The organism is Micromonospora sp. NPDC047557, assembly GCF_043205095.1.
Taxonomy (GTDB): Bacteria; Actinomycetota; Actinomycetes; order Mycobacteriales; family Micromonosporaceae; genus Micromonospora.
Genome location: NZ_JBIDDK010000009.1, coordinates 52,094 through 76,911, shown reverse-complemented (window position 1 = coordinate 76,911; position 24,818 = coordinate 52,094). Strand labels below are relative to the sequence as shown.

Genomic DNA, 24,818 nt, shown 5'->3' with positions numbered 1-24,818 from the left:
GAAGGGCGCGCGAGACGCGCGCCCTTCCCCACTGAGCTTCGATCAGGCGCTGGGCCGCTTGCCGATCCACTTTTCGTAGATCGAGTCGTACGAGCCGTCCTGCTTGGCCTTGGCCAGCGTCTCGTTGATCTTCTTGAGCAGTTCCGGGTTGCCGTCCTTCTTCACCGAGAACCCGTACTGCTCGCCGGTGTCGAACTCGGCGGTCACCTCGAACCCACCCGGGTTCTTGCGGAGGTACTCGGACCACACCGGCAGGTCGTTGACGGCGGCCTCGACCTGGCCGTTGGCGACGGCCTGCTGCAGGGCGGCGAGATCCTCGAACTCGACCAGCTGCAGGCCCTTCTCCTTCTCGAACTTCCTGGCGTAGTCACGACCGGTGGTAGCCGCCTGGACGCCGAGCTTCTTGCCCCGCAGGTCGTCGAGCGACTTGTACGGCTTCCCGGTCTTGACCAGCAACGCCTGCGTCGCGTCGAAGTACGGGTCGGAGAAGTTCATCACCTTCTGCCGTTCGGCGGTGATGGTCATGCCGGCGGCGGCCGCGTCGCACTTGCCGGTGTTCAGGTCCTGACCGGACTTGATCCCCTCGAACGGCGTGTCGATGATCGTCTGCTCGACGCCCAACTCCTTGGCCACGAGGTCCATCACGTCGACGTCGAACCCAGTGACCTTGCCGCTGGCGTCCTTCGACTGGAACGGCGGGTACGGCAGGTGGGTGCAGACGGTCAGCTTGCCGGCCTCGACCAGCTTGACCCCGCTGGCCTGGACCTCGCTGTCATCCTTCTTGGCGCATCCCGCGCTCAACGCCAGGGCGGCGACCGCCGCGACGAGGCCGGCCTGACGGACTGCGCTACGGACTCTCACGAGTGTCCCTCCGGTTCGGCTCCCCTGTGACAGGAAGCCAGGTTGGTGCGAAGACGGTGTGACAGGGGACGGTACCTGATTCGACGAACGGTACCCAGATCACGGGGCGTGGCCGTCGTGCTGCGGCGTCCATCACACCCCGTGAACGGGACAGGCGGTCACGAACGGGACGACGGGCCGCAGCGGACCGGTCCGTCCGCCGTCGTCCGAGTGACCCGCGGCGCGGGCCGCTCCGCCGCTCCGCCGCGACGAACGGCAGTTGAGTATCCGCCCCACCTCGAACGAGTAGGCCGCCGTGCTGGCCACCGCTGCGCCACCACAGAAGCTGGTGGACGATCAGTGGTACCGCCGGCACTGGAATGGGTGATCAGAACTGATCATCGAGCCGGGTACACCGAGGCGATTCCGGGTGGGAGGGCACGGCTGAGATGGACACCTACCCCACGACCCCTCAGATGGCCTTCGCGCAGTTCGTCCGCCAGGCCGTCGACGACGCCCGCGAGGAGCACGGTTGGACCGTCGGCGACATCGCGCAGCACACCGGCGTCAGCCGCTCGACGCTGTTCCGCTGGCTGGCCGGTGACTGGCAGCGCTACCCCGAGCTGGCGAAGGTCCGCAGCCTCTGCGCCACCCTCGACCTCTCCATCGCCGCCGCGATCCGGCCGCTCGCGATGCCGAACGCCGCCGTGACGCCCCGGGTGCTGGCGGAGGTCGAGGCGGACATGGGCACCATCCGCCGGCGGTTGCTCGACGACACGGTCTCCGCCGCGGACAAGCGCCAGATCCGGGAGCTTCTGCGCCGCCTCGCCGGCCGCGACCTCCCGGTCGAGGGAGCGGCGCCGTCCACGACCGGCTCCGGCGCCACCCCGCCCTCCCCGTCACAGGCAGGTGCGACGCGCCGGTAGCCCGATCGGACGGACCCCGCAGGGCCGGCTGGCCTCAGCGCGCGGCGCAGCCGACCTCAGCGCCGCCTGACGCGGCCGGCCTCAGCGCGCGGCGCGGCCTCAGCACGGCCCGGCCTCAGCGCGCGGCGCGGCCGGGGCGGCCCGGGCCGGTGCCGGAGCGCCGGGAACCGATGCGGGGAGCCCGCACCACCGGGGAGCTGCCGGCTCCGGGGCGGAAGTCCCGCGCCGCGGCGGCCACCATGTCGTCGGGATCGCCTTCGAGCGTCCGCCGGACGTGCGCCGGGATGATCTCTGACGTGGCCATCGCCAGCCGGACCTGCACCGAACGGTCGTCGACCAGGGCGGCCAGATCCTCCTCGTCCAGCTCCAGCGCGCGGACCAGCGCGGCTCGTACGTCGACCGCCGGGTCCCTGGCCAGGGCGCTGCGCTGCGCGGCGGTGGTCCGCGGGTTGCGGGCGAGCCCCTTACGGACGCGGACGGTGCGGTCGGCCAGCAGGGCGACGATGACGTCCGGATCGTGGGTGTGCGTGGCGAGCCGTTCCCGCACCTCGGGTGAGACGTCGTCGACCAGCCGGGCGGCCAGCTCGGGCTCCAACTCGCGGGTCTCGGCGAGCAGACCCCGAAGCTCCTTGTCGGGTGCGGCTGCCATCACCCGGCGGACCGACTCGTCGCAGGCCGGGTTGCTGGCGACGGCCCAGCGGACCCACCGGTCCGCGTCCTTGACCAGACGCAGGAGATTGCCGACCGACGTCGCGGGATTGCGCGCCACGGCCTCCCGGACGTGACGATCATGGTCGCGGGTCAACGACCGCAGGGCCTGCGCGGGCGCGTCCGGCCGGGCCGCGACCGCCTTGCGGACCGCGACCGACGCATCGGACGCCAGGTCGATGAGGGTCATCTGTGGCGTTGTGGGGTCGTGTGCGACGGCGAGCCGCGCGTCCGCCCCACCACCGGTCGGACGGTCGGCCGTGGTGCCCGACCCGCTGTCCCGGTCGGCCCCGCCGACGTGCTGCTGCTTGCCCATGGGCGCAATCATGGCACGCCCCGGACCGGACCCCGCGCGGCAAGCCTGCCCGCAGCCCCTGGTCCGCGGCGAGCCGCCGAGGGTCAGTCCTGGCGCGGGGCCACCAGACCGGACTCGTACGCGACGACCACGAGTTGGGCGCGGTCGCGGGCGTGCAGCTTGGCCATGGCCCGGTTGATGTGGGTCTTGGCGGTGAGTGGGCTGATCACCATGCGGGTGGCGATCTCGTCGTTCGACAGGCCCTGGGCGACCAGGATGACGGCTTCGCGTTCCCGCATGGTCAACTCCCGCAGGCCGGTCGGGGCCCGCAGGTGGCGCGGCTCGGCGACGTACCGGTCGATGAGCCGGCGGGTGATCGACGGCGCGAGCAGCGCGTCACCCCGCGCGGCGACGCGTACGGCATGCAGGAAGTCCTCCGGCTCGATGTCCTTGACGAGGAAGCCGGCGGCACCGGCGCGCAGCGCGTGGAAGACGTGTTCGTCGAGGCCGTAGTTGGTCAGGATCACGACGTGCACCCCGGCCAGGGCCGGGTCCGCGGCGATGAGCCGGGTCGCCTCGATGCCGTCCAGCACCGGCATCTGGATGTCGATGAGCGCGATGTCGGGCAGGTGCCGCCGGGCGAGGGCGACCCCCTCCCGGCCGTCGGCGGCCTCGGCCACCACCTCGATGTCGTCCTCGATGTCGAGGAGCGCGCGGAAGCCGCTGCGCAGCAGCGCCTGGTCGTCGACCAGCAGGACGCGGATCATCCGGGCGGACCGACGGGAAGTTCCGCGTGGACGGTGAAGCCACCCTCGTCCCGCGGCGCCGCGTGGAGGCGACCGCCCAGGGCGGTGACCCGTTCGTGCATCCCGAGCAGCCCGACTCCGGGCTTTGGCACGGTGGCCAGCGTGGCCGTGCCGTCGTCGTCGACGCGGATCGCCAGGGCGTCCGGACGGTAGTCGACGCGGACCGACGCCGTGGCCGCGGCGGCGTGGCGGGCGACGTTGGTGAGGGACTCCTGCACGATCCGGTAGGCCGTCCGGTCCACCGCCGCCGGCACGGCCTGTCGTTCGCCCTCGACCGTCAACGTCGCGTCCAGCCCGGCCATCCGGGCCCGCTGCACCAACTCCGGCAGGTGTTCGAGGCCGCGCGGCGGGTTCCTGCCGTCGTCCCGCAGGGCCTCCAAGGTCGCGCGCAACTCCCGGCTCGCCTCACGGCCGGCCTCCCGGATCGCCAGCAGCGCCTCCGGCACCGCCTCGCCGCGTCGGCGGGCCAGGTGGACGGCCACCTCGGCCTGCACCTTGATGATCGAGATCTGGTGGGTGAGGGAATCGTGCAGCTCCCGCGCGATGTGCAGCCGCTCCTCGTCGGCGCGGCGGCGCGCGGTCTCCTCCCGGGTGCGCTCGGCCTCGTCGGCCCGCCGCTCGGCCTGCCGCAACGCCTCACCGGCGGCGCCGGCGGCGATCAGCCACGCCACCTCGAGCGCGCCCCGGGCCCGGGCGAGCGCCTCGCCCAGCGGCAGGTCCTGCGGCGGGGCGAGAGCCGTGAGGGGCAGAGAGACAAGCATCAGCACGGCGGCGGCGATCGTGACGAGACGGTGTCCCGCCCGCACGCCGGTGTAGACCGCGAACAGGAAGGCGACGGCCGGCACGTCGAAACCGACCGCCTGGTACCCCACGGCGCACAGCCCGGTGACGGCGAGGACGGCGACGGGCCACCGACGACGCGCCGCCAGCGCCAGACCGCTGGCCGCCAGCAGCGGATAACCCAGCAGGTCGCTGTCGAGGGTGGAGTGGTCCGCGGACAGCCCGGCGATCAGCAGCACCGCCGCCACGCCGACGGCGATGGCCCAGTCCCGGACACCGGCACGCCCTGTGCTCATGGGCGCACCCTAGCCCGAGGTACGCCCCGGGCGACTCCTGCGCGCGAACGACCGGCACCTACCGCGCCCGCGGTAGTCGGGCGGCAGCTGCGCCGTGCGCGGCAGCCGCCTGCGCCGGTGGCGGCAGCGCGGAATGCATCCGGCCGCCGGACGACCGGCGGTCGAACCGGCGACAGGATCGAACGACAACAAACGAGACGTACGACGAAGGAGAGGCACAATGGTCCCCTCAGGAAACCCGAAGCGAGCCCGACTGGTGTTCACCGCAGCCGCGTCTGCCGTGGCCGGCGGATTCGGGCTGGCCGCGCCGGCCGCCGCGTACACCTCGTCCGCGCCGCTTGCGGCCAGCGTCACCACCATGAGCGCCGGGCGGCTCGGGGCGATTGTGGGTGGTCTGCTGGCCCTGACGGGGGTGATCGTCGGCGCGGTGGCCCTGGCCCGGCCCGCCAGCCGAGTCGGCACCGGCAACGGGCTGCTCGGGGCCACCGTGGCCCTGACGGCCGGACTGATCGGCGTCGCCCTCGGCGCGCTGGTGGTCGCGACCTCCGACGGCGGCATCGGCACGGGCAACGGGCGCGCCGGAGCGTACGTGGCACTGGTGCTGGGGGTGGCCGCCCTCGGTCTCGGTGGGTTGGCGCTGCGCCGCACCCGTTCCTGACCTCCCGTCCGGCGCGGCGTCACCCCCCCCGGATGACGCGCGCCGGCGGGAGCCGCCCCGAGCCCACTGTCTCCTGCATCGCGTGGAGCAGGAGGGAGGACGTCATCGACGTGGCGGCCACTCGTCAGGCGGGCCGCGCCCCTCTGCGGAAGCCCAGGATCACGACCGCGCCCACCACCAGATGCATCAGGACAAGGGCGAACCTGGTGCCGGCCGAGGCGTCGACCAGGGATGCGGGCACGAGAGACAGCACGAGGACGGCCACCGCGATCCCCGTCCAGATCGTCGTGGCGCGAGCCGAGAGGCGCTCGAGCGCCGCCAGGAGGCCCCAGCCGAGCAGGGCCGCGAGCGCGGACGTCACGAGCACGGCGAGCACCGTGACGTCCTGCGGACCGGAGCCCTGGTCGACGGTGAGCTGCGCGCCGGCGAGGGTGGCGATCGACCACACGGCAACGGCGGCGAGCACGGCGACCACGAGGGCGATGGACCGGTTCCGCACGCGCGAAGCGCCGTCGACGGCCCGGGGAGCAGAGGCTTCCGCAGACATCAGGGGTGACTCCTTAGTAGAGGGATACGGTGTCGAGATCGAACCGTACCAGAAGGTTTCGTTCTTAACTATCTCGTTCTCAACTTGTCCGATGTGGCGCGACGATGCTCCGCTACGAGATAGTTCGAATCACGAACTAGTTGCTAGGCTGCCGCCATGACCACCGGAACCTCGGGGCCCGATGCCGCAACCCCCGACCTGATGTTTCTGATGTCCTGGGCCACCCACGCGCTGGCGCAGGAGCACGCCGCCGCGCTCTCCGGCCTGGGCATCTCGACGCGTGCCTACTGCGTGCTCGATCGCGGCCGCACCGGCGAGTACACCCAGAGTCAGCTCGGCGAGATGTGCGGCATCGACAAGACGACGATGGTCGTCACCCTCGACGAGCTGGAACGTGCCGGCCTGGTCGAACGCCGCACCTCGACGACCGACCGCCGCGCCCGCATCGTCACCGTCACGCCCGACGGCGAGCGCCTGGTCGCCGAGGCGCGGCAGATCGTCGCGCGGCTGCAGAGTGACATCCTCGCCACGGTCCCGGCGCGCGAGCGCGCAATCTTCCTGGACGTGCTCGGTCGACTGGTGGACGGCCGGCTGTCGACCTTCGTGCAGACCGAACGGCGCGCCCGCAGACGGTCCTCCCGGGCAGCCTGACCACCTCCGCGCAGACCCGCCGGCGACGGACGGCGGTCCGTCGTGGACGAGACCGCTTGGCACGCCGGCGCGACTAGACTCGCAGGCGGCGTCGAGCGGGGGAGCATGTCCAGGTGAGTTCGGACCAGCTCCTCGTCACGCTGGACCGCGACAGTTCGGTGCCGTTGCAGCAGCAGCTCTGCGATCAGATCAGCGGGTCCGTGCGGGCCGGCCGGCTGCGCCCGGGCGACACGGTGCCGCCCAGCCGCGAGCTGGCGCACCAGCTCGGGGTCTCCCGGACGGTGGTGACCCGGGCGTACGAGCTGCTGCGTGCCAACGGGGTGCTCACCTCACGGCGGGGTTCCGGCACGCGGGTCAGCGCCGCCCTGACCGACACGCCGCCACCCGCCACCCGCGCCGCCCGCGCGCACCTGCGGCCCGAACCCCCACTCCCCACCGACGCCGGCAGTGCGCTGTGGAAGCCGTGGGAACCGGCGCCGATGCACCGGCCGGACGGGACGTACGACTTCCGGCACGGCACCCCGGCGCTGGCCAGCTTCCCGGTGACCCGGTGGCGGCAGTCCCTCGCCGACGCGGTGAGCCGGGCCGACGCAGTGGCCCTGGGTTACGGCCCGGCCGAGGGCGCGCTGTCGTTGCGTGCCCAGATCACCGCCCTGCTGCGGCGCAGTCGCGCGCTGGACGCCACCCGCGAGAACACGGTGGTGACCAGCGGCGCCACCCAGGCCATGGACATCCTGGTCCGGCTTCTCGTCGGCCCCGACGACGTGGTGATCATCGAGGACCCGAGCCACACCGTGCTGCGGCAGATCTTCGGCTACTCGCGGGCCGCGGTGGTGCCGGTCGGTGTCGACGAGGAGGGCCTGCGGGTCGACGAGATCGAGTGCCAGGTCCGCGCGCACGGCCTCGACCCGGCCCGGGTACGCCTGGTCTACGTCACCCCGTCGCACCAGTTCCCCACCGGGTTCATCATGTCCGAGCGGCGGCGACGAGCGCTGCTGCGCTGGGCCCGCGAACACGGGGCCACGGTGCTGGAGGACGACTACCACAACGAGTTCACCTTCGCCGAGGAGCGGTTGCCGTCGCTGGCCGCCGACCCGCAGGACGCCGACGTGGTCTACGTCGGCAGCTTCAGCAAGACCCTCTTCCCCTCGCTGCGCATCGGGTACGCGGTGTTGCCGCCACATCTCGTCCGGTCGTTCCTGGGCATCAAGTGGATCACCGACCGGCTCACCCCCACGCTCACCCAGGAGGCGCTGGCCGAGTTCATCTCCTCCGGCGCGTACGCCCGGCACATCGGCCGGATGGACCGCCTCTACCGGCAGCGGCGCGCCCGGCTGCTGGAGTCGCTGTACGAACACTTCGGCGCGGGGGTGCGGATCTCCGGCACGGCGGCCGGGCTGCACGTGCTGGTGACCCTGGGCGGCGCGCCCGACGTCGGCGAGGCCGAGATCGTGCGCGCCGCCGCCGCGCGAGGCGTACGGGTCTACCCGGCCTCGGGATACTTCGTCACCCGCCCGCCGACCGAGCCGACCTTCCTGATCGGGTACGCGGCGCTGCCGGCCGCAAGGATCACCGAGGGAGTGGCGCTGCTGGCCGACGCGGTGCGGGACGTGACGGCTCGGTGAAGCGGGGCCGGGAAAAGCGCGCGCTCTGGGCGTACGGGACGGTGCAGTCGAAGACCGCCTTCGCCGTGCGCCCGTCGGCCGACAGCGACGGGGAGTAGCCAGTGTGCTGGCTCGGGTCGAGCGGAAAACCCTCCCGGTCCGGTAGCACGAGCAGGTCCTGGTCGGCCTGGAAGCGGGTGACCATCGCCCACCACAGGTCCTGATCGGACTCGATGTCGACGTCCTCGCCCACGCACAGCACCAGCTTGGCCATCCGGAACTGCTCCAGCACCGCCTCGGCGGCGGCGCGTACCGCCACGTCGTCGGACGGGCCGCGCTTGGCCGGCCACTGGAGCACCACCATGAGCTGGCCGCCACCCGCGGTGTGACAGTGCGCCGCCAGGGCCGGCGTCCCCCGGCGGCGCAGCAGGTCCAGCACGGCGGCCTCCATCCCGAAGCCGAGCAGCACCGACTGCTCGTGCCCGGGCCCGGAGACCGCCTGCAGGATCGGGCTCTCCCGGGCGGTGATCGCGGTGATGCGGATCAGCGGCAACGAGGGGTGCGCCCGACCCTGGTAGCCGAGGAACTCCGGCGTGGCCACCGTGCCGTGCGCGCTCTCCGGCACCCGGTCGGCCAGCAACTCGCCCTCGATGACGTACTCGGCGTGCGCGATGAACTCGGCGTCCACCGTGGCGCAGGGCAGCAGTTCCACCGGCTGACCGGCGAGCGCGCCGGCCACCGCCAGCTCGTCGAGATCCGGCGGGACCAGCGAGGTCGGGCAGCAGGAGGACAGCAGCACCGCCGGGCTCAGGCCGAGGTGGATCGCGATCGGCAACGGACGCCCCCGGCGCAGGGCGGCCTGGTGCGCGAGCTCCAGGTCCCGTCCGGGGACCATCCAGATGGTCAGCGTGTCGGGCCCCTGCACGCACATCCGGTGCACGGACAGGTTGCGGACCCCGGTGTCCGGGTCGGTGGCGAGCACCGCGCCGAGGGTCAGGTAGGGCCCGGCGTCCTCGTCGGTGAGGACCGGCACCGGCAGCGCGGTCAGATCCAACGGCAGCGTCTCGCGCGGCCAGCGGGACTCGTCGGGGGCGGGCACCGGTGGACGGGGGGCGGCCACCGCGGCGAGCAGCCGGTGCGGCAGCTCGGCCGGCGTGCAGCCGAGCAGACCGGAGGCACGCCGGCGGGTGCCGTAGAGGCCCATCAGCACCGCCCGGGTCGGGCCGTGGTCGGGGCGTACCCGGTCGAAGAGCACCGCCGGGCCGGCGCCGGTGGGCGGGGCGGCGGGCGCACCCGCCCAGCGGGCGTAGTGGGCGGAGACGCCGTAGCGGGCGGGCAGCTCCGTGGCGACGCGGACCAGCTCGCCCGGGAGCGGGTCGAGGCTGGCCAGGGCGTGCCGCAGGTCGACGGGCGGGCGGTGGCTCATCACTCCTCCGCCAGTGACGCGGTGGCACGGCGGGCTGCCAGCATGTCGAGCTGCATCCGGGTCAGCTCGTCGATGAGCGCACGGTAGGTGCCGACCGCGACCTCGGGCGGCATGCCGTGCTGCGCGGCCAGGTCGTGCACCCGGCCGAGCACCTGGCGTACCCGGTCGGGTGATCGGACGGTCGCCTCGTCCGTCTTGTGCGCAGTCAGCTCCTGCACCACCCGGGTGCGCTCGGCCAGCAGGGCGATGATCCGCTGGTCGAGCGCGTCGATGGCGACCCGCAGCTCGGCGATCCGGGCCGGGCCGTCGGCGCCGCCGACCGGCGGGGAGCCGGCCGGCGGCGCGATCCGGTGCTGATCGCTCACGGCTGCGGGACCTGATCGATCACGAAGACGACGGTGGGCTCGGCGTCGCTGCCCTGGGACCGGTGCTCCTCGTCGTCGGGGATGACGAAGCCCATGCCGGGGCGGCACGGCACCGACCGGTCCCGGAAGTGGATGGTGAACTCGCCCTGCAGGACGTAGCCGGTGTGCCCGCGCAGGCACCAGTGGTGCTCGTCGAAGCCCGGCGGCAGCTCCAGCAGGCGCAGACGCTGACCCCCGACGTACGAGATCTTGACGCGCCCCTCGGCTCCCGGCTTGTCCCACCTCTCCCACTCGGTGGCCGGGAAGTCGATGCCGACCGGCGCGGTGACCTGCTCAGTGGACATTCTCGATATCTCCTCTGGTTGGGGCGGTTTCGGTGCGGCGGGGCCGCGGAACACGCTCGTTGCGGTCACGGCGCGGGAGGACCGGACCGCCGTCGACCCGCTGGTGCCGCTTGAGCAGCTGCACCATGTCGAGCATCCGGTGCACCATCCGCTCCAGCGCATCGACGCCCTCGACGTCGGTCAGGCCGGGAGCGCCGGTGGTGTTGCGCAGCAGGACGGGGAAGCCGCTGCCCACCAGAATCATCCGGTTGAGCAGCAGGTTGTTGACGATCTGGTTGTGCACCGAGGAGTCGCTGTACCGGCGCCCGGTGACGATGATGCCGCCGACCTTGTCGGCCAGCGGCCGGGTGAAACGCAGGTAGCCGACGCCCGCCCGCTCGATGAAGACCTGCATGAGGTGGGCGAGGCCGAAGCCGTGCACCGGGGCCGCGTAGATCAGCCCGTCGGCGCTGGCCATCTGCTCCACCAGGGCGGGGACGTCGTCGTCCACCTGGCAGGGCAGGGTACGGCTGTTGCAGTCGCCGCACGGGCTGCACGGCGAGATGCGGTGCTCGCGGAGCGCGATGGTGCGCAGGATCGCGCCCCGCTCGGCGATCAGCTTGCCCGCGTACGCGATGGCGTGGTCGGTGTTGCCACCGGGCCGTTCCGATCCGTTGATGGCGAGGATGGTCGCTGCTTCGCTGTGCAATGGCACCCCCGGTGCTCGTCGCGGAGGGTGGACGCCGCAGCGGCGCCCACCCTCTTGCGAGGTCAGTCCGTCAGTTTTCCGGCGAAGTAGTCGATGTAGGCCTGCATGTCGAAGTGGCCGTGCCCGGAGAGGGAGAAGACGATGGCCTTCGACTCGCCCGTCTCCCGGCAGCGCAGCGCCTCGTCCACCGCCACCCGGACCGCGTGGGTGGACTCCGGCGCCGGCACGATCCCCTCGCTGCGGGCGAACAGCACGCCCGCCTCGAAGCAGGCGGTCTGCGGCACCGCCCGCGCCTCGACCAGGTCGATGTCCCGCAGCGCGCTGACGATCGGCGCCATGCCGTGGTAGCGCAGCCCACCGGCGTGGATCGCCGGCGGGTGGAAGTCGTGGCCCAGGGTGTGCATCTTGGCCAGCGGGGTGAGCCCGGCGGTGTCGCCGAAGTCGTAGTCGTAGCTGCCCTGGGTCAGCGACGGGCAGGAGGCCGGCTCGGCCGCGACGAACCGCACGGTCGGGCCGCCGCCCAGCTGGCGGCGCAGGAACGGCAGGGCCAGCCCGGCGAAGTTGGAGCCGCCGCCGGCCGCGCCGACCACGATGTCCGGGTAGTCGTCGGCCATCGCGAGCTGGAGCAGCGCCTCCTGCCCGATGATCGTCTGGTGCATCAGCACCAGGTTGAGCACCGAGCCGAGGGCGTACTTGGCGGCGCCGCCGCTGGACATCGCCGCCTCCACCGCCTCGGAGATGGCCAGGCCGAGGCTGCCGGTGGAGTCCGGGTCGGCGGCGAGGGCCGCCCGGCCCGCCTCGGTACGGTCGCTCGGGCTCGCGGTGACCGACGCGCCGAACGTCTCCATCAACCCCCGCCGGTACGGCTTCTGGTCGTAGCTGATCCGCACCATGAAGACCTCACAGTCGAGGCCGAAGTACGCGCAGGCCATCGAGAGCGAGCTGCCCCACTGGCCGGCGCCGGTCTCGGTGGTCAGCCGCTGCACGCCGTCGAGCTTGCTGTAGTACGCCTGCGGCACGGCGGTGTTCGGCTTGTGGCTGCCGGCCGGGCTGACCCCCTCGTACTTGAAGTAGATCCGGGCCGGCGTGTCGAGGGCCTGCTCCAGGCGACGGGCGCGCACGAGCGGGCTGGGCCGCCACTGCCGGTAGATGTCGAGCACCGGCCCGGGGATGTCCACGTCCCGCTCGGTGGTGAACTCCTGCTCGATCATGCCGGTGGCGAAGAGCGGTTCGAGATCCGCCGCGGTGATGGGCTCCCGGGTGCCGGGGTGCAGCATCGGGGGCAGTCCCTTGGGCAGGTCGGGAACCACGTTGTACCAGGTCGTCGGGATGTCACTCTCGGGCAGCACGAACTTCGTCGCGGTCATGGCCTCTTCCGATGCGGGGTGGGGTGTCAGGGACTGGCGGTGGCCGGTTCGGCGAGTGCCGGCACGGGCCGGACGGCCGGTCGGATCCGCAGCGCTGCGAACGCGACCATGCCGACCACCGGGGTCAGCAGGAGCAGCAGGAGAACGGGACGGTGTCCCTGGGTCTGCCAGACGAAGCCGAGACCCATCGGCACGACCAGCCGGGCGGAGCTGAGCACGAAGGCGTTCAGGGCCATGAAGCCGCTGACCCGGTGCTCCGCCACGTGGTCGGCGATGTAGGTGGGCACCACCACCGACGCGATGATCTCGCCGAGGGTCCAGACCACCGTGGAGAGCAGCACGGCGGGCAGCGAGAATGCGAACACCAGGACGGCCATCCCGGTCGACCAGAGCAGGCCCGCCACGATCAGCAGGACCCGGGTCGAGTACGCCTTGATCCGCTTCTCGATCAGCAGGCTGGCGCTGACCACGACGACGCTGTTGATGGTGTAGACCGCCCCGACCAGCGCCACCGACGAGTGCAGCACTGTGGTGACCGCGAGGGGCAGCGTGTATTCCAGGCCGATCAGCGGCGCGACGTAGCAGAACGAGACGAGCACCAGCACCGCCACGTCGATGTCGCGCAGCAGCCCGGCCCGTCCGGTGTTCCCGGTCGACGACGCCGTCGGGGCACGCCGGGTGTCCGCCGGCACGAAGAGCCAGATGGTGGTCGCCGCGAGCAGGCCGAGCAGGATGTTCCCGGCGAACATCAGCTGGTAGGAGAAGGCCGCCGCGAACCCGCCGAGCAGCGGGCCGACCCCCATGCCGAGGTTGTTGGCGAGGTAGCTGACCGTGTACGCGAAGGGCCGCTCACCGGGCTCGGTCAGGTCGGCGATCAGCGTGTTCGCCGCCGGCGCGAACATGCCCATCCCGACCAGCGCGACGAAGAGCAGCACCGCGTACGTCCAGGTGGGACCGTCGACCAGGGCGAGGCCCAGGTAACCGGACGCGTTGAGCAGCAGGCTCGACACCAGCGCGGCGCGTCGGCCGGCCCGGGCGCAGACCGGGCCGCTGAGCAGGCTGCCGGCGAGCAGGCCGGTGCTGCCGACGGAGATCAGCACGCCCGCCTCGCCGGTGCTGAGGTGCCGGCTCTGCACGAGGTAGACCGCGAGCAGCGGGAAGACGAACATGCCGGCCCGGTTGATGAAGGACGCGTAGACCAACATCCGCAGCGGGCGCGGCAGGGCTCGGAACCGGGTCAGCCACATGACGGCTCCCCCACCGGCTCGGTGCGCACCTCGAAGGAGTCCCGGATGACCTTGAACCGGGCGCGGACGTCGTCGAAGTCCCGGCCCTCACAGACGTACCAGCCGAGCACGTCGTTGGAGGCGGTCGGCACGGCGAGCACGTCCCCGACGGCCTTCCACACGTCCGCGTCGCGCACCGCGTCCAGCGCCCGCAGCTCGTTGGCCGTGGTGATCGCGGTGATCCGCCCGTACCGGTCGGAGCAGAGGTATTCGGTGCCGATCTCCGGGCCGAGGGTGGCCGCCGGCACGTGCTCCGGGTCCAGTTCCAGGCGGCACCACTCCCCCGCCAGGTTGATCCCCCGGCCGGCCTGGATGGCGGGGACGATCGAGCCGCCGCCGGCCCGTGCGGCCGCCTCGCCGAAGACGACCTCGCCGTCGTCGCGGAGGAAGAACTCCACGTGCGCCACGCCGGTACGCATCCCGAAGCCGCGCAGCACGGTGGCGCTGGCGGCCAGGATGCGCCGCTCCGCCGGGGTCAGATCGTGCTTGCGGGAGACCGTGCCGCCGGGCTCGTCGCGGAACTCCAGGACCGAGTACGTGTAGCGGGACAGCTGCTCGAAGACCACCTCGCCGTCGCGCAGCAGCGAGTCGACGTGGTACTCGGCGCCCCGGACGTACTCCTCCACCCGATAGTCGTGCCGGTCGTCGGCGATCAGCGGCCACACCCGGGCCAGGTCCTCGGTGGAGTCCACCCGGTGGGTGTCGCCGCAGGCCCAGCCGGCGTACGGCTTGATCACCACCGGCCAGCCCACCTCGGCGGCGAACTCGGCGACCGCCCCCACCGTCTCGGGGCGGCACGAGCGGGCCACCGGCACGCCCAGCTCGGTGGCCCGGCGGTGCATCACGTTCTTGTCCCGGAAGGTCAGGGCCTCCTCCGGGTCGAGCCCGTCGATGCCGTGGTCGCGCCGGCAGTACGCGGCGGTGAGCACGTCACCCTCGAAGAGCGGGAAGATGCGCCGCACCGGGTGCGTGGCGAGGATCGTCGCGACGACCGAGCGGACGGCATCGGTGTCGTCGAGGTCGGCGTGGTAGCAGGGCAGGCCGGCGGCTTCGGCGGCCGGCTGCCCGGTCGGCAGCAGCGCCACGGTCATCACGCCCAGCTCGGCGGCGGCGGCGACCACGCTGCGGAACTGGGCCGCGTACCGGCCGGCCGCCGGTCGGTAGATCACCAGGATCGCGGGGTTCACGGACGGCTCCCCTGGTGGTTGCCGGCGGGGCTGAGCGGGCCTGCGGTACGCAGGACGGCGCTTGTCGTCCCTGCGTCGAGCACCGCCTCCTGCCGCGGAGCATCGGACAGGTCGTCGAGGGCTGCGGCCAGCCGGGCCAGCGCGTCCACCACCTCCGCCCGGCCGCCGGGGTGGGCCGACTCGACGGTGAGCAGCAGCCGGTGCCGGCCCAGGTCGGTGCGGACGAGGTGTCCCTGCCGCCAGTTCCAGCGCCGGGAGTGGGCCCGCCCGTCGGAGTCGGCGTAGACGACCTCGCCCGGTTCGGGTCGCTCCGGCGCGTCGGGCACGCCGAGGGGCAGGAACGTCTCGGTGCCGTCGGCCGGTCGGACGACGAGGTCGGTGATGCCGTCGACCGCGCACGAGGCCACCGGCAGCGCCGCGCCGAGCGAGACGGCGTTGCAGAGGTCGACCAGGGCGTTGATCCGGGGCAGTCGGTCGCCCTTGGCGACCCGTCGGGCGATCGACTCGGCGGCGCAGGGGAACCGGTTCGGGTTCACCCCCACCGTCCGGTACGCCTCCCGCCACGCGGCGATGCCGGGCAACTCGGCCACCCCCGCCTTGTCCAGGTCGGCCGCGTGCAGCGCGTCCTCGGCGGCGGTCAGCAGCGCCGACACGCGGGGAGGCGCCGGGGCGACCTCGACCGCCGACACGGCGAGCACGCCGAGGACGTAGTCCGGCACTGCCGTCAGCACCCGGTCGTCGATGCGGACGGTGAGGGTGTCCGCACCGTCGCTGAGCTGGGTCATCGTGATCCTCGTGGGGTTCGGGTCCGATTGTCGGTCCGACCGTACGCAGCGGGACGACCACCGGGTGTGGCCAATCCGGGATGATCCGGTGTGGCCAATCCTGCGGTCGGTGGCGGGTCGTCGCGACGGCCGGCACGAGCCCGCGCGCCGAGCAGCGTGGTGCCCACCGCCAGGACGCAGAGTGCGGCGCCGACCGGCCCGAGCAGGTCGAGGGCGTCCGCGCCGCCGTGGCGCAACAGCCGGTTGCCGAGGAAGCCGCCGAGGGCGATGCCCACGAACGTGGCCGAGGAGTTGAGGGACAGCAGCAGCGGCCCGGAGGTCGGCGCGATCGTGAAGAGTCGGTGCTGCTGGGCCGGCTGCGTGGCCATCGCGGTGACGCCCCAGGCCGCCATGGCCAGCGCGGCCGGAAGCAGCGCCTGCCGGGTCAGCGGTAACGTGACCAGCACCAGGGCGAGCCCGGTGATCGAGACCACAAGCACCGGCAGGCCACCGAAGCGGTCGGTGGCCCGCCCGCCGAGCACCGTCCCGGCGACCGCCGGCACACCGAAGATCAGCAGCAGCACCGCGAGCACTGTCCCGTCGCCGTCGGTGGCCGGCGCGAGCAGCGCCCCGACGTACGTCAGCGCGAGGTAGCCGCCGGTCATGAAGAGCGCGGTGGTGAGCACCGCCAACCCGACGCGGCTCTCGCGCACCGGGGCGAGCCGGGCTGCCAGCGATGGGCCGGGCGGCAGCGCCAGCCTGGGCAGGCCGACCAGCACCGCCACCGCGCAGGCGGCGCCGAGGGCGGCGAGCAGCCAGAAGGTGGCCCGCCACTGCAGGTCGGCGGCGAGCCAGGTGCCGAACGGCACCCCGGCCACGGTGGCCGCGGAGAGGCCGCCGAGCACCACGGCCATGGCCCGGCCACGCCGCTCGGGCGGGGCCAGCGCGGCCGCCGACGCGGTGGCGGCGGGGACGTAGAGCGCGGCGCTGACCGCCGTCAGGACGCGGGCCAGCAACAGCAGCGGCAGGTCAGGGGCGAGCGCCGAGGCGACGTTGCCCAGGGTGAACCCGGCCAGCGAGATCACCAGCACGGTACGCCGCTCCAGCCGGCCGGCCAGCGCGCCGAGCACCGGGGCGGCGACGGCGTACGCGAGGGCGAAGACGGTGCTCACCCACCCGGCCGACGCGACGCTCACCCGCAGCGTGCGGGCCACCTCGGGGAGCACCCCCGCGACGACGAAGGTGTCGGTGCCGATGGCGAACGCCCCGACGGCGAGCAGCGGGACGACCGGCACGGACCGCCGCATCACGCCACTCCCGCCGGCTGCCCGGCGCGGTAGCGGGCGGCGTCCCCGGCGACCACCCGGCCGCCCAGCAGCACCAGCTCGATCGCCTCCGGCCGGCCCAGCACCGTGATGTCCTTGGCCGGGTCGCCGTCGGTGACCACCAGGTCGGCCAGCCGGCCCGGCTGCACCGTGCCCGCGTCGTCGCCGCGCCCGGCCAGCCGCGCGCCGTTGGCCGTGGCCCAGGTCAGCACCACCGGCGCGGGAATACCGGCCATGCTCACGTACGTCTCCAGCTCCTCGGCGTAGCGGCCGTGCGGGGTCCAGGCGAACCCGAAGTCGTCACCGGCCACGATCGGGATGCCCATCTGCACCATCAGCGGCAGGATCCGCAGGGTGTTCTCCACCTCGGCCTGGAACTCGAGCGTCTCCAGGTACTCCGGGGTCTTGCCGTGTTGGGTGCCGGTGGTGAGCAGCCGGTACGGCTGGTGCAGGCTCGGCACCACGAAGATGCCCCGCTCGGCGATCGCCTCCAGGGCCGCGTCGTCGGCGTACGTGGCGTGGTCGATCACGTCGACCCCGGCGGCGATGGCGTTGCGGATACCGCCCAGCCCGCGCGAGTGCGCCCGGATGCGGACCCCCCGCTCGTGTGCCGCCCGCGACGCGATCACCAGCTCCTCGGCGGTGAACAGCAGCTCGTGGGAGCGGCCGTTGGGGAAGGTGTCGTCACCTGTGGAGAAGACCTTGATGATCTCCGCGCCCTGCTTGACCTCGGTGTCGACGTACTCGATCAGCTCTTCCGGGGTGTCGGCCAGCCGCATGAGGTCGCTCGGGATGCGTTGCTTGACCGCCGGGTTGCGGCGCTCCGGCGGACCGGACACCATCAGGTCCCGGCTGCACGGGGTGATGCGCGGGCCGGGCAGCTGCCCGGCGTCGATCGCCCGGCGCAGCGCCATGTCGATGCCGGCCACCGAGCCGGCGCCGACGAAGGCGGTGTAGCCCAGCCGCAGCATCGCCGCCGCGTTGGCGGCGGCGCCGAGGGTGACCTCCGGGATCGTGTGCTTGAACAGCATCTCCCGGCCGTCGAGCACGTTCAGGTACGCGATGTGGGTGTGGCCGAGCGTCATGCCCGGCATGACCGTCCGGCCGTCGAGGTCCAGGACGTCGACGCCCGGGTCGTGCAGGGGCGCCTGCGCCTCGGGTAGCACGGCCACGATGCGCTCGTCGTCGAGCAGCACGCTGTGGCGCGGCCGGGAGGGCACCCCCAGTCCTTCCTGGACGGTGGCGCGGTGCAGCAGCATTCGTCGGGACACGAGGCGTCTCTCCGGTTCTCTCGGTGTCGGGTCTCAGCGGCGGCCGAACAGGGTCCACACGATCTCGGCCCCCGGACGGCGGGCCACCCACCGCAGGCCGTGGCCGTCGACCCCGGGCGCGTTGGTCACGGCGACGTCGGCGCCGCCGGCGGCGAGGATCTCGGCGGCGTGCTGGGTGGAGTCGGCGTCGACCCACCGCACCGACAGGTCCCGCAGGGCCGGCGGCGCGAGGTCGGTGAAGATCCGCCGGACCTCCCAGAGGGCGGCCACGGCGAGCTGACCACCGGAGGCGTCCGGCTCGCGGTCCGGATGGGCTGCGATGCCGTACTCCGGGGTGGCCTGGGCGAAGTAGGCCTCCAGCCGCAGGTCGCGGTGCCAGTGGAAGCGGGTGAGCCCCTGATAGGCGCTCGGCACGAGGGCCTGGTCGACCCGCCGGTCCACAAGCGCCGCGAGCACCGCGTCGAAGGTGTCGGACAGCTCGACGCGCAGCCCGTGCCGCTCGGCGAGGAACACCGCGGTCAGGTGGCTGGACGTCCCGGGCGGGCCGAGGGTGGCCAGGGTGGTGCCGGGCCGGCTCGCCCAGCCGTCCACCACGCTGCGCCAGCGCCGCCCGTACGCCTCGGCGAGCGGCCCGGGCAGCGCCGGCACCGGCTCGTCGGCGACGGTCTCAGGTGGTGTAGCCACGGTTGCCCGCCATCCGCTGCGCCACCTGTGTCTCGTGGTCGGCCTCGACCCGCCGGTCGACGATCCGGGCGGCCTTCCAGCTCACGAAGGCGCCGGTGCTGACGATCGGGTCGAGCCCGTCGGTCAGCTCCACCTCGACGGGTACGCCGAGCGCGGCCGCGGCCCGCTCCCGGACGCCGTCGGCCACCCCGGCGGGGTCGTCGACGAGGTCCTTGAGCAGTTCCAGGCGGACGGTCAGCCGGTCGCCGCCGGCGGCCGGGTCGTGGTCGATCACCACCTGGTAGCCGCCGGAGCCGGTGACCCCGGTCAACACGGCCGTCTCGATCTGCCCGGCGGTGAAGCGTCGACCGCCCAGCTCGATGCGGTCCAGGGTCCGGCCGACGATCTGCACGAGGTCGCCGGCCATCTCGCAGTCACAGTCGGACCCTTCGACGATCACCGCGTCGCCGGTGCGGTAGCGGACCAGCGGCTTCACCCCGTCGATCAGCATGGTGACGGTGAGTTCCCCGCTGCCACGCGGGCCGTGTGACGCGCCCGTCTCCGGGTCCACCACCTCGATCAGGTAGTTGGTCTGGGAGAGGTGCATCCGCTTGTTGCGGCAGGCGGTGGCGATGACGAACGCCTCCTGCGAGCCGTACAGGATGTTGTAGACGTCCGCGCCCCAGACGGATTCCAGGTTGCCCGCCAGTGCCGGGGTGCACATCTCGCCGGTGACGAACAGCAGCTTCACGGCGAAGTCCTCGCGCAGCCGGTAGCCGTAGTGCTCGGCCGCCTTGGCGAGCATCATCGCCACACCCGGCGTGCAGCAGACGACCTCCAGCTCCAGGTCCTTCATGAGTTGCAACGCCTTGGCGAACCCGATCACCGGCGAGTACGGCCAGATCTTCGCGTTCAGCGAGCCGACGTTGCGGGCGATGTCACCGAGGGTGTCGCCGAAGGAGTGCACCTCGGTCGGGCCCATCAGCCCGATCCGCGGCGGGTGGTCGCCGAAGTGGTGGCGGAAGATCGACGCCCAGGACTCGGTGACGTGGGCGTTGCTGGCCACCACCTCCCGACCGTCGCGGGGGCACGGGGTCGCCCGGCCCGTCGTGCCGGTCGTCTCGTAGAAGAAGACCCCGTCGGCCAGCGGCCGGCTGAGCACGTCGAGCATCTCCTCGCGCAGGTGCGTCTTCGTCGTGAAGGGCAGCCGGTCGAGGGTCGCCGGGGTGATCGTGGCGAGGTCGACGTCGGCCAGGTGCCGGGCGTAGAACGGCGACCCGGTCGTCACCTGGTCGAGCACCGTGCGCAGTTGGCGTTCCCGCCACGCGTTCAGGTCGGCGGGATCGAGGGTGCGGTCGTAGAAGGCCTTGTGCAGGGCCAGGTAGTCGACGGCGAAGTCGGCCGCCGGTCCAGTGGTCGGAAGCCACATGGTCGGGATCCTCTCCAGGGGTGCGCCGGCTGCGGTGCGATCGGCGATCGGGCGGTGACGCGACTCAGTGCAGGCCGCCGTTGACGTTCACCACCGTGGCGGTGACGTAGCTGCTCGCCGGGTCGGCGAGCCAGGCGACGGCTGCGGCGATCTCGGCCGGTGTGCCGAACCGGCCGACGGGGATCCGGGCCCGGTAGTCGTCTCGACGCTGCGCTGGAATCCGGGCGGCCATCGGGGTCTCGACCAGCCCGGGAGCGACCGCGTTGACCCGGATGCGGTGCTCGGCGAGCGACCGGCCGAGGCTGTGGGTGAGCGCGATGCACGCACCCTTCGACGCCCCGTACGCCGCGTCCGGGCTGCCGGACTGCCCGCTGATCGAGGCGACGTTGACCACCGTGCCCGGCCGGTCGGCGCTGATCAGGGCGCGGGCGAACGCCTGCGTGCAGAAGAACGCGGCGCCCACGTTGACGTCGAACACCTGCGCGTACGTCTTCGGGTCGTAGTCGAGGAAGGCTCGGGCGTGGTAGACCCCGGCGTTGTTCACCAGCACCTCCGGCAGGCCGTACCGCTCGCGGATTCCCGCGAAGAGCTGCTCGACCTGCTCCGGCACGGCCACGTCGGCGACCAGCGAGGCGTACGCCGCCGGGTCGCCGCCCGGGTTGACGTCCACGCCGAGCACGCGGTGCCCGGACTCGGTCAGGGCCACCGTCACGGCCCGACCGATGCCGCCCGCCGCGCCGGTGACCACGGCGAGGGGTGCCGACCGGTCGGTCATGACGAACCCGCCGTCAGCGTCGCCGACGCGCTGCGCAGGAAGTTGTCGAACAGGCGCAGCCCGTCCTCGGTGAGCACGCTCTCCGGGTGGAACTGCACCCCCTCGACCGCCAGGGCCCGGTGTCGTACCCCCATCACGTAGCCGTCGTCGGACGACCGCGCGGTGACGTGCAGGGCCAGCGGCGCCGGGTCCGCGACGATGAGCGAGTGGTAGCGGGTCACGGTGAGCGGGGCGGGCGCGCCGTCGAAGACTCCTCGACCGTCGTGCGTGACGACGCTGGTCTTGCCGTGCATCAGGTGCCGGGCGACCGCGACCGTCCCCCCGTACGCGAGGCCGATCGCCTGATGACCGAGGCAGACGCCGAGCAGCGGGACCTGGCCGGCGAAGGCGTGCACCAGCTCCACGTGCCCGGACTCGGCGGGATGACCCGGTCCGGGGCCGAGCACCACCGCGTCCGGTCGCAGGGCCGCGAGCTGGTCGCTGGTCCGCGTCCGGGAGCGGACCACAACGGTCCGCGCGCCGAGCGTCCGCAGGTACTGGTCGATGATGTGGGTGAAACTGTCGTACGCGTCGACGAGCAGGACCTTCACGACAGCAGCTCCGCACCGGTCAGGGCCCAGAACGTGGCGTTCATCTTGGCCAGCGTCTCCCGCCACTCGTCGCCGGGTGTGGAGTCGGCCACCACCCCGGCGGACGCCTGGGTGCGGTAGCGCCGGCCGTCGTGCACGGCGGTGCGGATGCAGAGCGCGAGCACGGCGTACCCGCGGACGTCCACGAGCCCGACGGCGCCCGCGTAGACGCCCCGAGGCTCGTCCTCCAAGCCGTCGATGATCTCCATCGCCCGCAGCTTCGGCGCGCCGGTCATGGTGCCGGCCGGGAAGGTGGCGCAGATCGCCGCCCACACGTCGGCGTCGTCGGCGAGCTGGCCGGAGACGGTGGAGACCAGGTGGTGCACGTACGCGAACGGCTCGACGTCGAACATGGCGTCGACGCTGAGCGTGCCGGGCACGCAGACCCGGCCGATGTCGTTGCGGCACAGGTCGACAAGCATGACGTGCTCGGCCCGTTCCTTCTCGCTGGCCGCCAGCTCGGCCACCCGCCGGCGGTCGGTCTCCGGGTCGGTGGCCCGGGGCGCGGTGCCCGCGATCGGCCGCATCGACAGCCGGCCCTGTTCGATGCGCAGGAACAGTTCCGGGCTCGCCCCGATGACGGTCTGGCCGGCCCACGGGGTCAGGTACATGTACGGCGACGGGTTGCGGTGGCGCAGCCGTCGGTAGACCTCCAGCGGCGTGAGCGTGGTCTCCACGTCGATCCGGTGGCCGATCTGGATCTGGTAGCTGTCCCCCACCTCGATGTGCCGCAGGCACTGCTTCACCCGCGCGGCGAACGTCTCCTCGTCGACGGTGTCCCTAACCAGGGTGGGCGGCGGGGCGGCCGGCACGTCCGGGTGGCCGTCGGCCGGCCCGGGAAGGTCCGGCAGCCGGGCGGCGGCGTCGTCCGGCGGCAGGTGCGGGCCGGAGGCGGAGAGTTGCCGCACCGTGCCGGCGCGCAGGTCCCACCAGACGGTGTGCCGGAACAGCGCGAGTGTGCAGCGCGGGATGTCGTCGACCACCCGGTCGATCCAGAGCTCGTCCATGTCCCGCGCGGCCTCGTACGCCAGGGTGGTGAGGAAACCGAAGGCGAAGGTGTCGGCGGGGACTGTGGTGCGGACCGCGAACGCCCGCTGCACGGCCCGGACGGCGGCCCACACCTCGCTCGGTCCGGCGACCGGCCAGACCCGCTGGGCGCCGCGGCGCCGGACCGGCTCACCCAGGACGGCGGTCAGCACGGCGGCCACGGCGTCGCCGAGCGCACCCTCGGCGGTCACCTCCAGCCGGTCGGCGATGAACCGCACCTCGGCGAGAAGACCCCAGCCGACGGCTGCCGCACACCGGTCCTGCGCCGGGCCGTCCAGGCTTTCGAAGAGATACAGATCGTTGTCAGCGCAACTTTCCGCGAGTGCCGTATAGAGCGACAATGGATCGATCGACGGCAGTGTGACAGATGTCACCTCTATGGGAATTGAGTTGGTCAATGGTGTATGTGCCGCCGCCACCGAATGCGACGGGATGGGCCACGTGGCGAACTCTGTTGACAATAGGGACACTTGCGGAACCCCCTCTGAACAGCCCGATTCCGCGCCACCGTTGGCGCTGACCCCACCGGCGACGCGGCAGGTCGGACCCTTCCCCCCAGACGAAAGGACTCGCACGACCACTCTGACACCGGCGGTGGATGCGTCCGCATTGGACATTCTCGGAACGTACGCCCTGATTCGCCGGTCAGTGAGCGGTTGCGCGCCCGGCCAACACTTTCCACAGGCACGGATCACGCTGTCCATACCACTTCGACGATCTCGGAGCGGACCACTTGTCCCTGAATCTAAGCCTGTCAATAGATGCTCAATCACGTGAAACGCTGGCGGTGCAGCTCCGTAACGCATTTCGTACGCAGATCGAGGAGGGCACGCTGCGTCCCGGCACCCGCGTCCCGTCGAGCCGGCAACTCGCCGCCGACCTCGGGGTGTCCCGCAGTGTGGTCGTCGAGGCGTACGAACAGCTCTGCGCCGAGGGGTACCTCGTCTCCCAGCACGGCTCGGGCACGTCCGTGGCGACGACACGTACCGACGTCGGCTCGGCGCTCACCCCGGACGACCGCGCGCCCGCCGCGGCGGTCCACGACCTGCGTACCGGCGGCCTGCACGACTCCACCTTCCCCCGCCAGGACTGGATCCGGGCGGTCAGCGCGGTGGTCACCTCGGCCGGGCGCCGGGAGCTAGGGTACGCCCCACCGTCCGGCCTGCCCGTCGTCCGGCACACCCTCGCCGGCTACCTCGGCCGGGTACGCGGCGTCCGCACCCGACCCGAACACCTCATGATCACGTCAGGCTTCGCGCAGGGCCTCGCGCTGCTCTGCCGCGAGTTGCGCGACCGGGGCCACGACGCCATCGGGGTGGAGGACCCGGGGCACCCGGGCGAGTGGGAGTTCATCGCCGAGGCCGGACTGCGTCCGGTGGGCATCCCGGTGGACAGCGACGGCATCCGGGTCGACGCGCTGGCCGCGAGCGGGGTCCGGGCCGCGCTCGTCACCCCGGCCAGCCAGTTCCCGACCGGGGTCACGCTCAGCGCGCAACGCCGGGCGCACCTGGTCGCCTGGGCGCAGGAGGTGGACGGCTACCTCGTCGAGGACGACTTCGACGCCGCCCTCGTCGCCCCGGCGCAGCGGATGCCGGCGCTGCAGAGCCTCGCACCGGACCGGGTGATCTACGCCGGCAGCGCCAGCAAGGTCCTCGCCCCGGCGCTGCGCCTCGGCTGGCTGGCCACCCCGGCCGACCTGACCGCACCCGTCGAGCGGATCCGCGCCGGCTGGGACATCGGCTGCTCCGGGCTGGAGCAACTCGCCTTCGCCCGGCTGGTCGACACCGGGGCGTTCGACCGGCACCTGCGCCGACTCGGCGCCGACGTCCAGAAACGCCGTCAGGCGGTCCAGCAGTTCGTCTCCCGCCACCTGCCCGACGTCACCGTCCTCGGTCAGAACGGCGGGCTCCAGGCGTACCTGGTGCTGCCGGCGCGGTGCGCCGAGGAGGCGTTGGTGCAGGCGGCCCGCCGTCGGTCGGTGCTGGTCCGCGGCGGCCGCTTCTACGCCCTGCGTGCGGACGACCGGCCGCCGGCGCTGGTCGTCGGCTACGCCGGGGTACGCGGCCCCGAGTTGGGCCGTGGGCTGGCCGGGATCGCCGCGGCCTACCGGGAGACGACCGGCGGCAGCGGTGCGTGAAGCC

The 24,818-nt window shown here is 72.8% G+C and carries 24 protein-coding genes and 1 pseudogene; 5 read left to right on the top strand and 20 right to left on the bottom strand.

Annotated features, from left to right (window positions below):
* Positions 1-42: 42 nt before the first annotated feature.
* A complete protein-coding gene (locus ACGGAQ_RS21225; RefSeq protein ID WP_393051750.1) occupies positions 43-861 on the bottom strand; it encodes a basic amino acid ABC transporter substrate-binding protein in 819 nt (272 codons plus the stop codon).
* A gap of 428 nt (positions 862-1,289) precedes the next feature.
* Here ACGGAQ_RS21225 and ACGGAQ_RS21220 point away from each other — a divergent pair.
* Positions 1,290-1,682 (top strand): annotated as a pseudogene (locus ACGGAQ_RS21220) (multiprotein-bridging factor 1 family protein); the annotation flags it as partial.
* A gap of 199 nt (positions 1,683-1,881) precedes the next feature.
* Here ACGGAQ_RS21220 and ACGGAQ_RS21215 read toward each other — a convergent pair.
* The 3 genes from ACGGAQ_RS21215 to ACGGAQ_RS21205 form a co-directional block, all read right to left on the bottom strand.
* Entirely contained in the window at positions 1,882-2,790 is a 909-nt protein-coding gene (locus tag ACGGAQ_RS21215) for a hypothetical protein (RefSeq protein ID WP_393051748.1), read from the bottom strand.
* A gap of 83 nt (positions 2,791-2,873) precedes the next feature.
* Entirely contained in the window at positions 2,874-3,536 is a 663-nt protein-coding gene (locus tag ACGGAQ_RS21210) for a response regulator (protein ID WP_393051746.1), read from the bottom strand.
* The gene (locus ACGGAQ_RS21205; protein ID WP_393051744.1) at positions 3,533-4,651 is read right to left on the bottom strand and encodes a sensor histidine kinase; all 1,119 of its coding nucleotides are present in this window, start codon (positions 4,649-4,651) and stop codon (positions 3,533-3,535) included. Before ACGGAQ_RS21205 ends, ACGGAQ_RS21210 begins: the two co-directional genes overlap by 4 nt.
* Positions 4,652-4,871: 220 nt before the next feature.
* Between ACGGAQ_RS21205 and ACGGAQ_RS21200 the strand changes: the two genes are divergently transcribed.
* Positions 4,872-5,309, top strand: coding sequence for a DUF6223 family protein (locus ACGGAQ_RS21200; RefSeq protein WP_393051742.1), 438 nt, complete (start codon positions 4,872-4,874; stop codon positions 5,307-5,309).
* 124 nt (positions 5,310-5,433) lie between these two features.
* Here ACGGAQ_RS21200 and ACGGAQ_RS21195 read toward each other — a convergent pair whose 3' ends face one another.
* Entirely contained in the window at positions 5,434-5,856 is a 423-nt protein-coding gene (locus tag ACGGAQ_RS21195) for a DUF6069 family protein (protein WP_393051740.1), read from the bottom strand.
* 156 nt (positions 5,857-6,012) lie between these two features.
* Between ACGGAQ_RS21195 and ACGGAQ_RS21190 the strand changes: the two genes are divergently transcribed.
* The gene (locus ACGGAQ_RS21190) at positions 6,013-6,507 is read left to right on the top strand and encodes a MarR family winged helix-turn-helix transcriptional regulator (RefSeq protein WP_393051738.1); all 495 of its coding nucleotides are present in this window, start codon (positions 6,013-6,015) and stop codon (positions 6,505-6,507) included.
* Positions 6,508-6,620: 113 nt separating this feature from the next.
* Entirely contained in the window at positions 6,621-8,132 is a 1,512-nt protein-coding gene (locus tag ACGGAQ_RS21185; protein WP_393051737.1) for a PLP-dependent aminotransferase family protein, read from the top strand.
* Here the strand turns inward: ACGGAQ_RS21185 and ACGGAQ_RS21180 are convergent.
* From ACGGAQ_RS21180 to ACGGAQ_RS21110, 15 genes are all read right to left on the bottom strand, one after another.
* Positions 8,077-9,537 (bottom strand): UbiD family decarboxylase, encoded by a 1,461-nt coding sequence (locus tag ACGGAQ_RS21180; RefSeq protein ID WP_393051735.1) that lies wholly within the window; start codon positions 9,535-9,537, stop codon positions 8,077-8,079. The genes ACGGAQ_RS21185 and ACGGAQ_RS21180 overlap by 56 nt on opposite strands.
* Entirely contained in the window at positions 9,537-9,902 is a 366-nt protein-coding gene (locus ACGGAQ_RS21175; protein WP_354855616.1) for a chorismate mutase, read from the bottom strand. The genes ACGGAQ_RS21180 and ACGGAQ_RS21175 overlap by 1 nt, the downstream gene beginning before the upstream one ends.
* On the bottom strand, positions 9,899-10,246 hold the full coding sequence (locus tag ACGGAQ_RS21170; RefSeq protein WP_393051734.1) for a cupin domain-containing protein: 348 nt from the start codon (positions 10,244-10,246) through the stop codon (positions 9,899-9,901). The genes ACGGAQ_RS21175 and ACGGAQ_RS21170 overlap by 4 nt, the downstream gene beginning before the upstream one ends.
* A complete protein-coding gene (locus ACGGAQ_RS21165) occupies positions 10,236-10,940 on the bottom strand; it encodes a flavodoxin family protein (protein WP_393051733.1) in 705 nt (234 codons plus the stop codon). The genes ACGGAQ_RS21170 and ACGGAQ_RS21165 overlap by 11 nt, the downstream gene beginning before the upstream one ends.
* A gap of 56 nt (positions 10,941-10,996) precedes the next feature.
* A complete protein-coding gene (locus tag ACGGAQ_RS21160) occupies positions 10,997-12,301 on the bottom strand; it encodes a TrpB-like pyridoxal phosphate-dependent enzyme (RefSeq protein ID WP_393051732.1) in 1,305 nt (434 codons plus the stop codon).
* A gap of 26 nt (positions 12,302-12,327) precedes the next feature.
* Positions 12,328-13,548 carry an MFS transporter gene (locus tag ACGGAQ_RS21155; protein ID WP_393051731.1) on the bottom strand — a complete coding sequence of 407 codons (1,221 nt, stop codon included), beginning with the start codon at positions 13,546-13,548 and terminating at the stop codon, positions 12,328-12,330.
* On the bottom strand, positions 13,539-14,774 hold the full coding sequence (locus ACGGAQ_RS21150; RefSeq protein WP_393051730.1) for an ATP-grasp domain-containing protein: 1,236 nt from the start codon (positions 14,772-14,774) through the stop codon (positions 13,539-13,541). Before ACGGAQ_RS21150 ends, ACGGAQ_RS21155 begins: the two co-directional genes overlap by 10 nt.
* Complete coding sequence (locus ACGGAQ_RS21145) at positions 14,771-15,559, bottom strand: B3/4 domain-containing protein (RefSeq protein WP_393051728.1); 789 nt, start codon at positions 15,557-15,559, stop codon at positions 14,771-14,773. Before ACGGAQ_RS21145 ends, ACGGAQ_RS21150 begins: the two co-directional genes overlap by 4 nt.
* Complete coding sequence (locus ACGGAQ_RS21140; RefSeq protein WP_393051726.1) at positions 15,556-16,845, bottom strand: MFS transporter; 1,290 nt, start codon at positions 16,843-16,845, stop codon at positions 15,556-15,558. The genes ACGGAQ_RS21145 and ACGGAQ_RS21140 overlap by 4 nt, the downstream gene beginning before the upstream one ends.
* Entirely contained in the window at positions 16,845-18,134 is a 1,290-nt protein-coding gene (locus tag ACGGAQ_RS21135) for an amidohydrolase family protein (RefSeq protein WP_393051724.1), read from the bottom strand. The genes ACGGAQ_RS21140 and ACGGAQ_RS21135 overlap by 1 nt, the downstream gene beginning before the upstream one ends.
* 33 nt (positions 18,135-18,167) lie before the next feature.
* Entirely contained in the window at positions 18,168-18,818 is a 651-nt protein-coding gene (locus ACGGAQ_RS21130; RefSeq protein WP_393051722.1) for a prephenate dehydratase, read from the bottom strand.
* A complete protein-coding gene (locus ACGGAQ_RS21125; protein ID WP_393051720.1) occupies positions 18,802-20,226 on the bottom strand; it encodes a phenylacetate--CoA ligase family protein in 1,425 nt (474 codons plus the stop codon). Before ACGGAQ_RS21125 ends, ACGGAQ_RS21130 begins: the two co-directional genes overlap by 17 nt.
* Positions 20,227-20,290: 64 nt before the next feature.
* Positions 20,291-21,001: an SDR family NAD(P)-dependent oxidoreductase gene (locus tag ACGGAQ_RS21120; protein ID WP_393051718.1), complete on the bottom strand. Its 711-nt coding sequence runs from the start codon at positions 20,999-21,001 to the stop codon at positions 20,291-20,293.
* Positions 20,998-21,591: an aminodeoxychorismate/anthranilate synthase component II gene (locus tag ACGGAQ_RS21115; protein ID WP_354855627.1), complete on the bottom strand. Its 594-nt coding sequence runs from the start codon at positions 21,589-21,591 to the stop codon at positions 20,998-21,000. The genes ACGGAQ_RS21120 and ACGGAQ_RS21115 overlap by 4 nt, the downstream gene beginning before the upstream one ends.
* Entirely contained in the window at positions 21,588-23,051 is a 1,464-nt protein-coding gene (locus ACGGAQ_RS21110; RefSeq protein ID WP_393051716.1) for an anthranilate synthase component I family protein, read from the bottom strand. Before ACGGAQ_RS21110 ends, ACGGAQ_RS21115 begins: the two co-directional genes overlap by 4 nt.
* 413 nt (positions 23,052-23,464) lie before the next feature.
* Here ACGGAQ_RS21110 and ACGGAQ_RS21105 point away from each other — a divergent pair, with 413 nt between their 5' ends.
* Positions 23,465-24,814 (top strand): PLP-dependent aminotransferase family protein, encoded by a 1,350-nt coding sequence (locus tag ACGGAQ_RS21105; RefSeq protein WP_393051714.1) that lies wholly within the window; start codon positions 23,465-23,467, stop codon positions 24,812-24,814.
* Positions 24,815-24,818: the final 4 nt, after the last annotated feature.

What these genes read in the sequence shown, in the direction of transcription:
- ACGGAQ_RS21155 (WP_393051731.1), bottom strand. Translation starts at nt 13,548, where the DNA reads ATGTGGCTGACCCGGTTCCGAGCCCTGCCGCGCCCGCTGCGGATGTTG.
- ACGGAQ_RS21140 (WP_393051726.1), bottom strand. Translation starts at nt 16,845, where the DNA reads ATGCGGCGGTCCGTGCCGGTCGTCCCGCTGCTCGCCGTCGGGGCGTTC.
- ACGGAQ_RS21180 (WP_393051735.1), bottom strand. Translation starts at nt 9,537, where the DNA reads ATGAGCCACCGCCCGCCCGTCGACCTGCGGCACGCCCTGGCCAGCCTC.
- ACGGAQ_RS21205 (WP_393051744.1), bottom strand. Translation starts at nt 4,651, where the DNA reads ATGAGCACAGGGCGTGCCGGTGTCCGGGACTGGGCCATCGCCGTCGGC.
- ACGGAQ_RS21125 (WP_393051720.1), bottom strand. Translation starts at nt 20,226, where the DNA reads ATGTGGCTTCCGACCACTGGACCGGCGGCCGACTTCGCCGTCGACTAC.
- ACGGAQ_RS21210 (WP_393051746.1), bottom strand. Translation starts at nt 3,536, where the DNA reads ATGATCCGCGTCCTGCTGGTCGACGACCAGGCGCTGCTGCGCAGCGGC.
- ACGGAQ_RS21160 (WP_393051732.1), bottom strand. Translation starts at nt 12,301, where the DNA reads ATGACCGCGACGAAGTTCGTGCTGCCCGAGAGTGACATCCCGACGACC.
- ACGGAQ_RS21195 (WP_393051740.1), bottom strand. Translation starts at nt 5,856, where the DNA reads ATGTCTGCGGAAGCCTCTGCTCCCCGGGCCGTCGACGGCGCTTCGCGC.
- ACGGAQ_RS21120 (WP_393051718.1), bottom strand. Translation starts at nt 21,001, where the DNA reads ATGACCGACCGGTCGGCACCCCTCGCCGTGGTCACCGGCGCGGCGGGC.
- ACGGAQ_RS21200 (WP_393051742.1), top strand. Translation starts at nt 4,872, where the DNA reads ATGGTCCCCTCAGGAAACCCGAAGCGAGCCCGACTGGTGTTCACCGCA.
- ACGGAQ_RS21215 (WP_393051748.1), bottom strand. Translation starts at nt 2,790, where the DNA reads ATGGGCAAGCAGCAGCACGTCGGCGGGGCCGACCGGGACAGCGGGTCG.
- ACGGAQ_RS21190 (WP_393051738.1), top strand. Translation starts at nt 6,013, where the DNA reads ATGACCACCGGAACCTCGGGGCCCGATGCCGCAACCCCCGACCTGATG.
- ACGGAQ_RS21145 (WP_393051728.1), bottom strand. Translation starts at nt 15,559, where the DNA reads ATGACCCAGCTCAGCGACGGTGCGGACACCCTCACCGTCCGCATCGAC.
- ACGGAQ_RS21170 (WP_393051734.1), bottom strand. Translation starts at nt 10,246, where the DNA reads ATGTCCACTGAGCAGGTCACCGCGCCGGTCGGCATCGACTTCCCGGCC.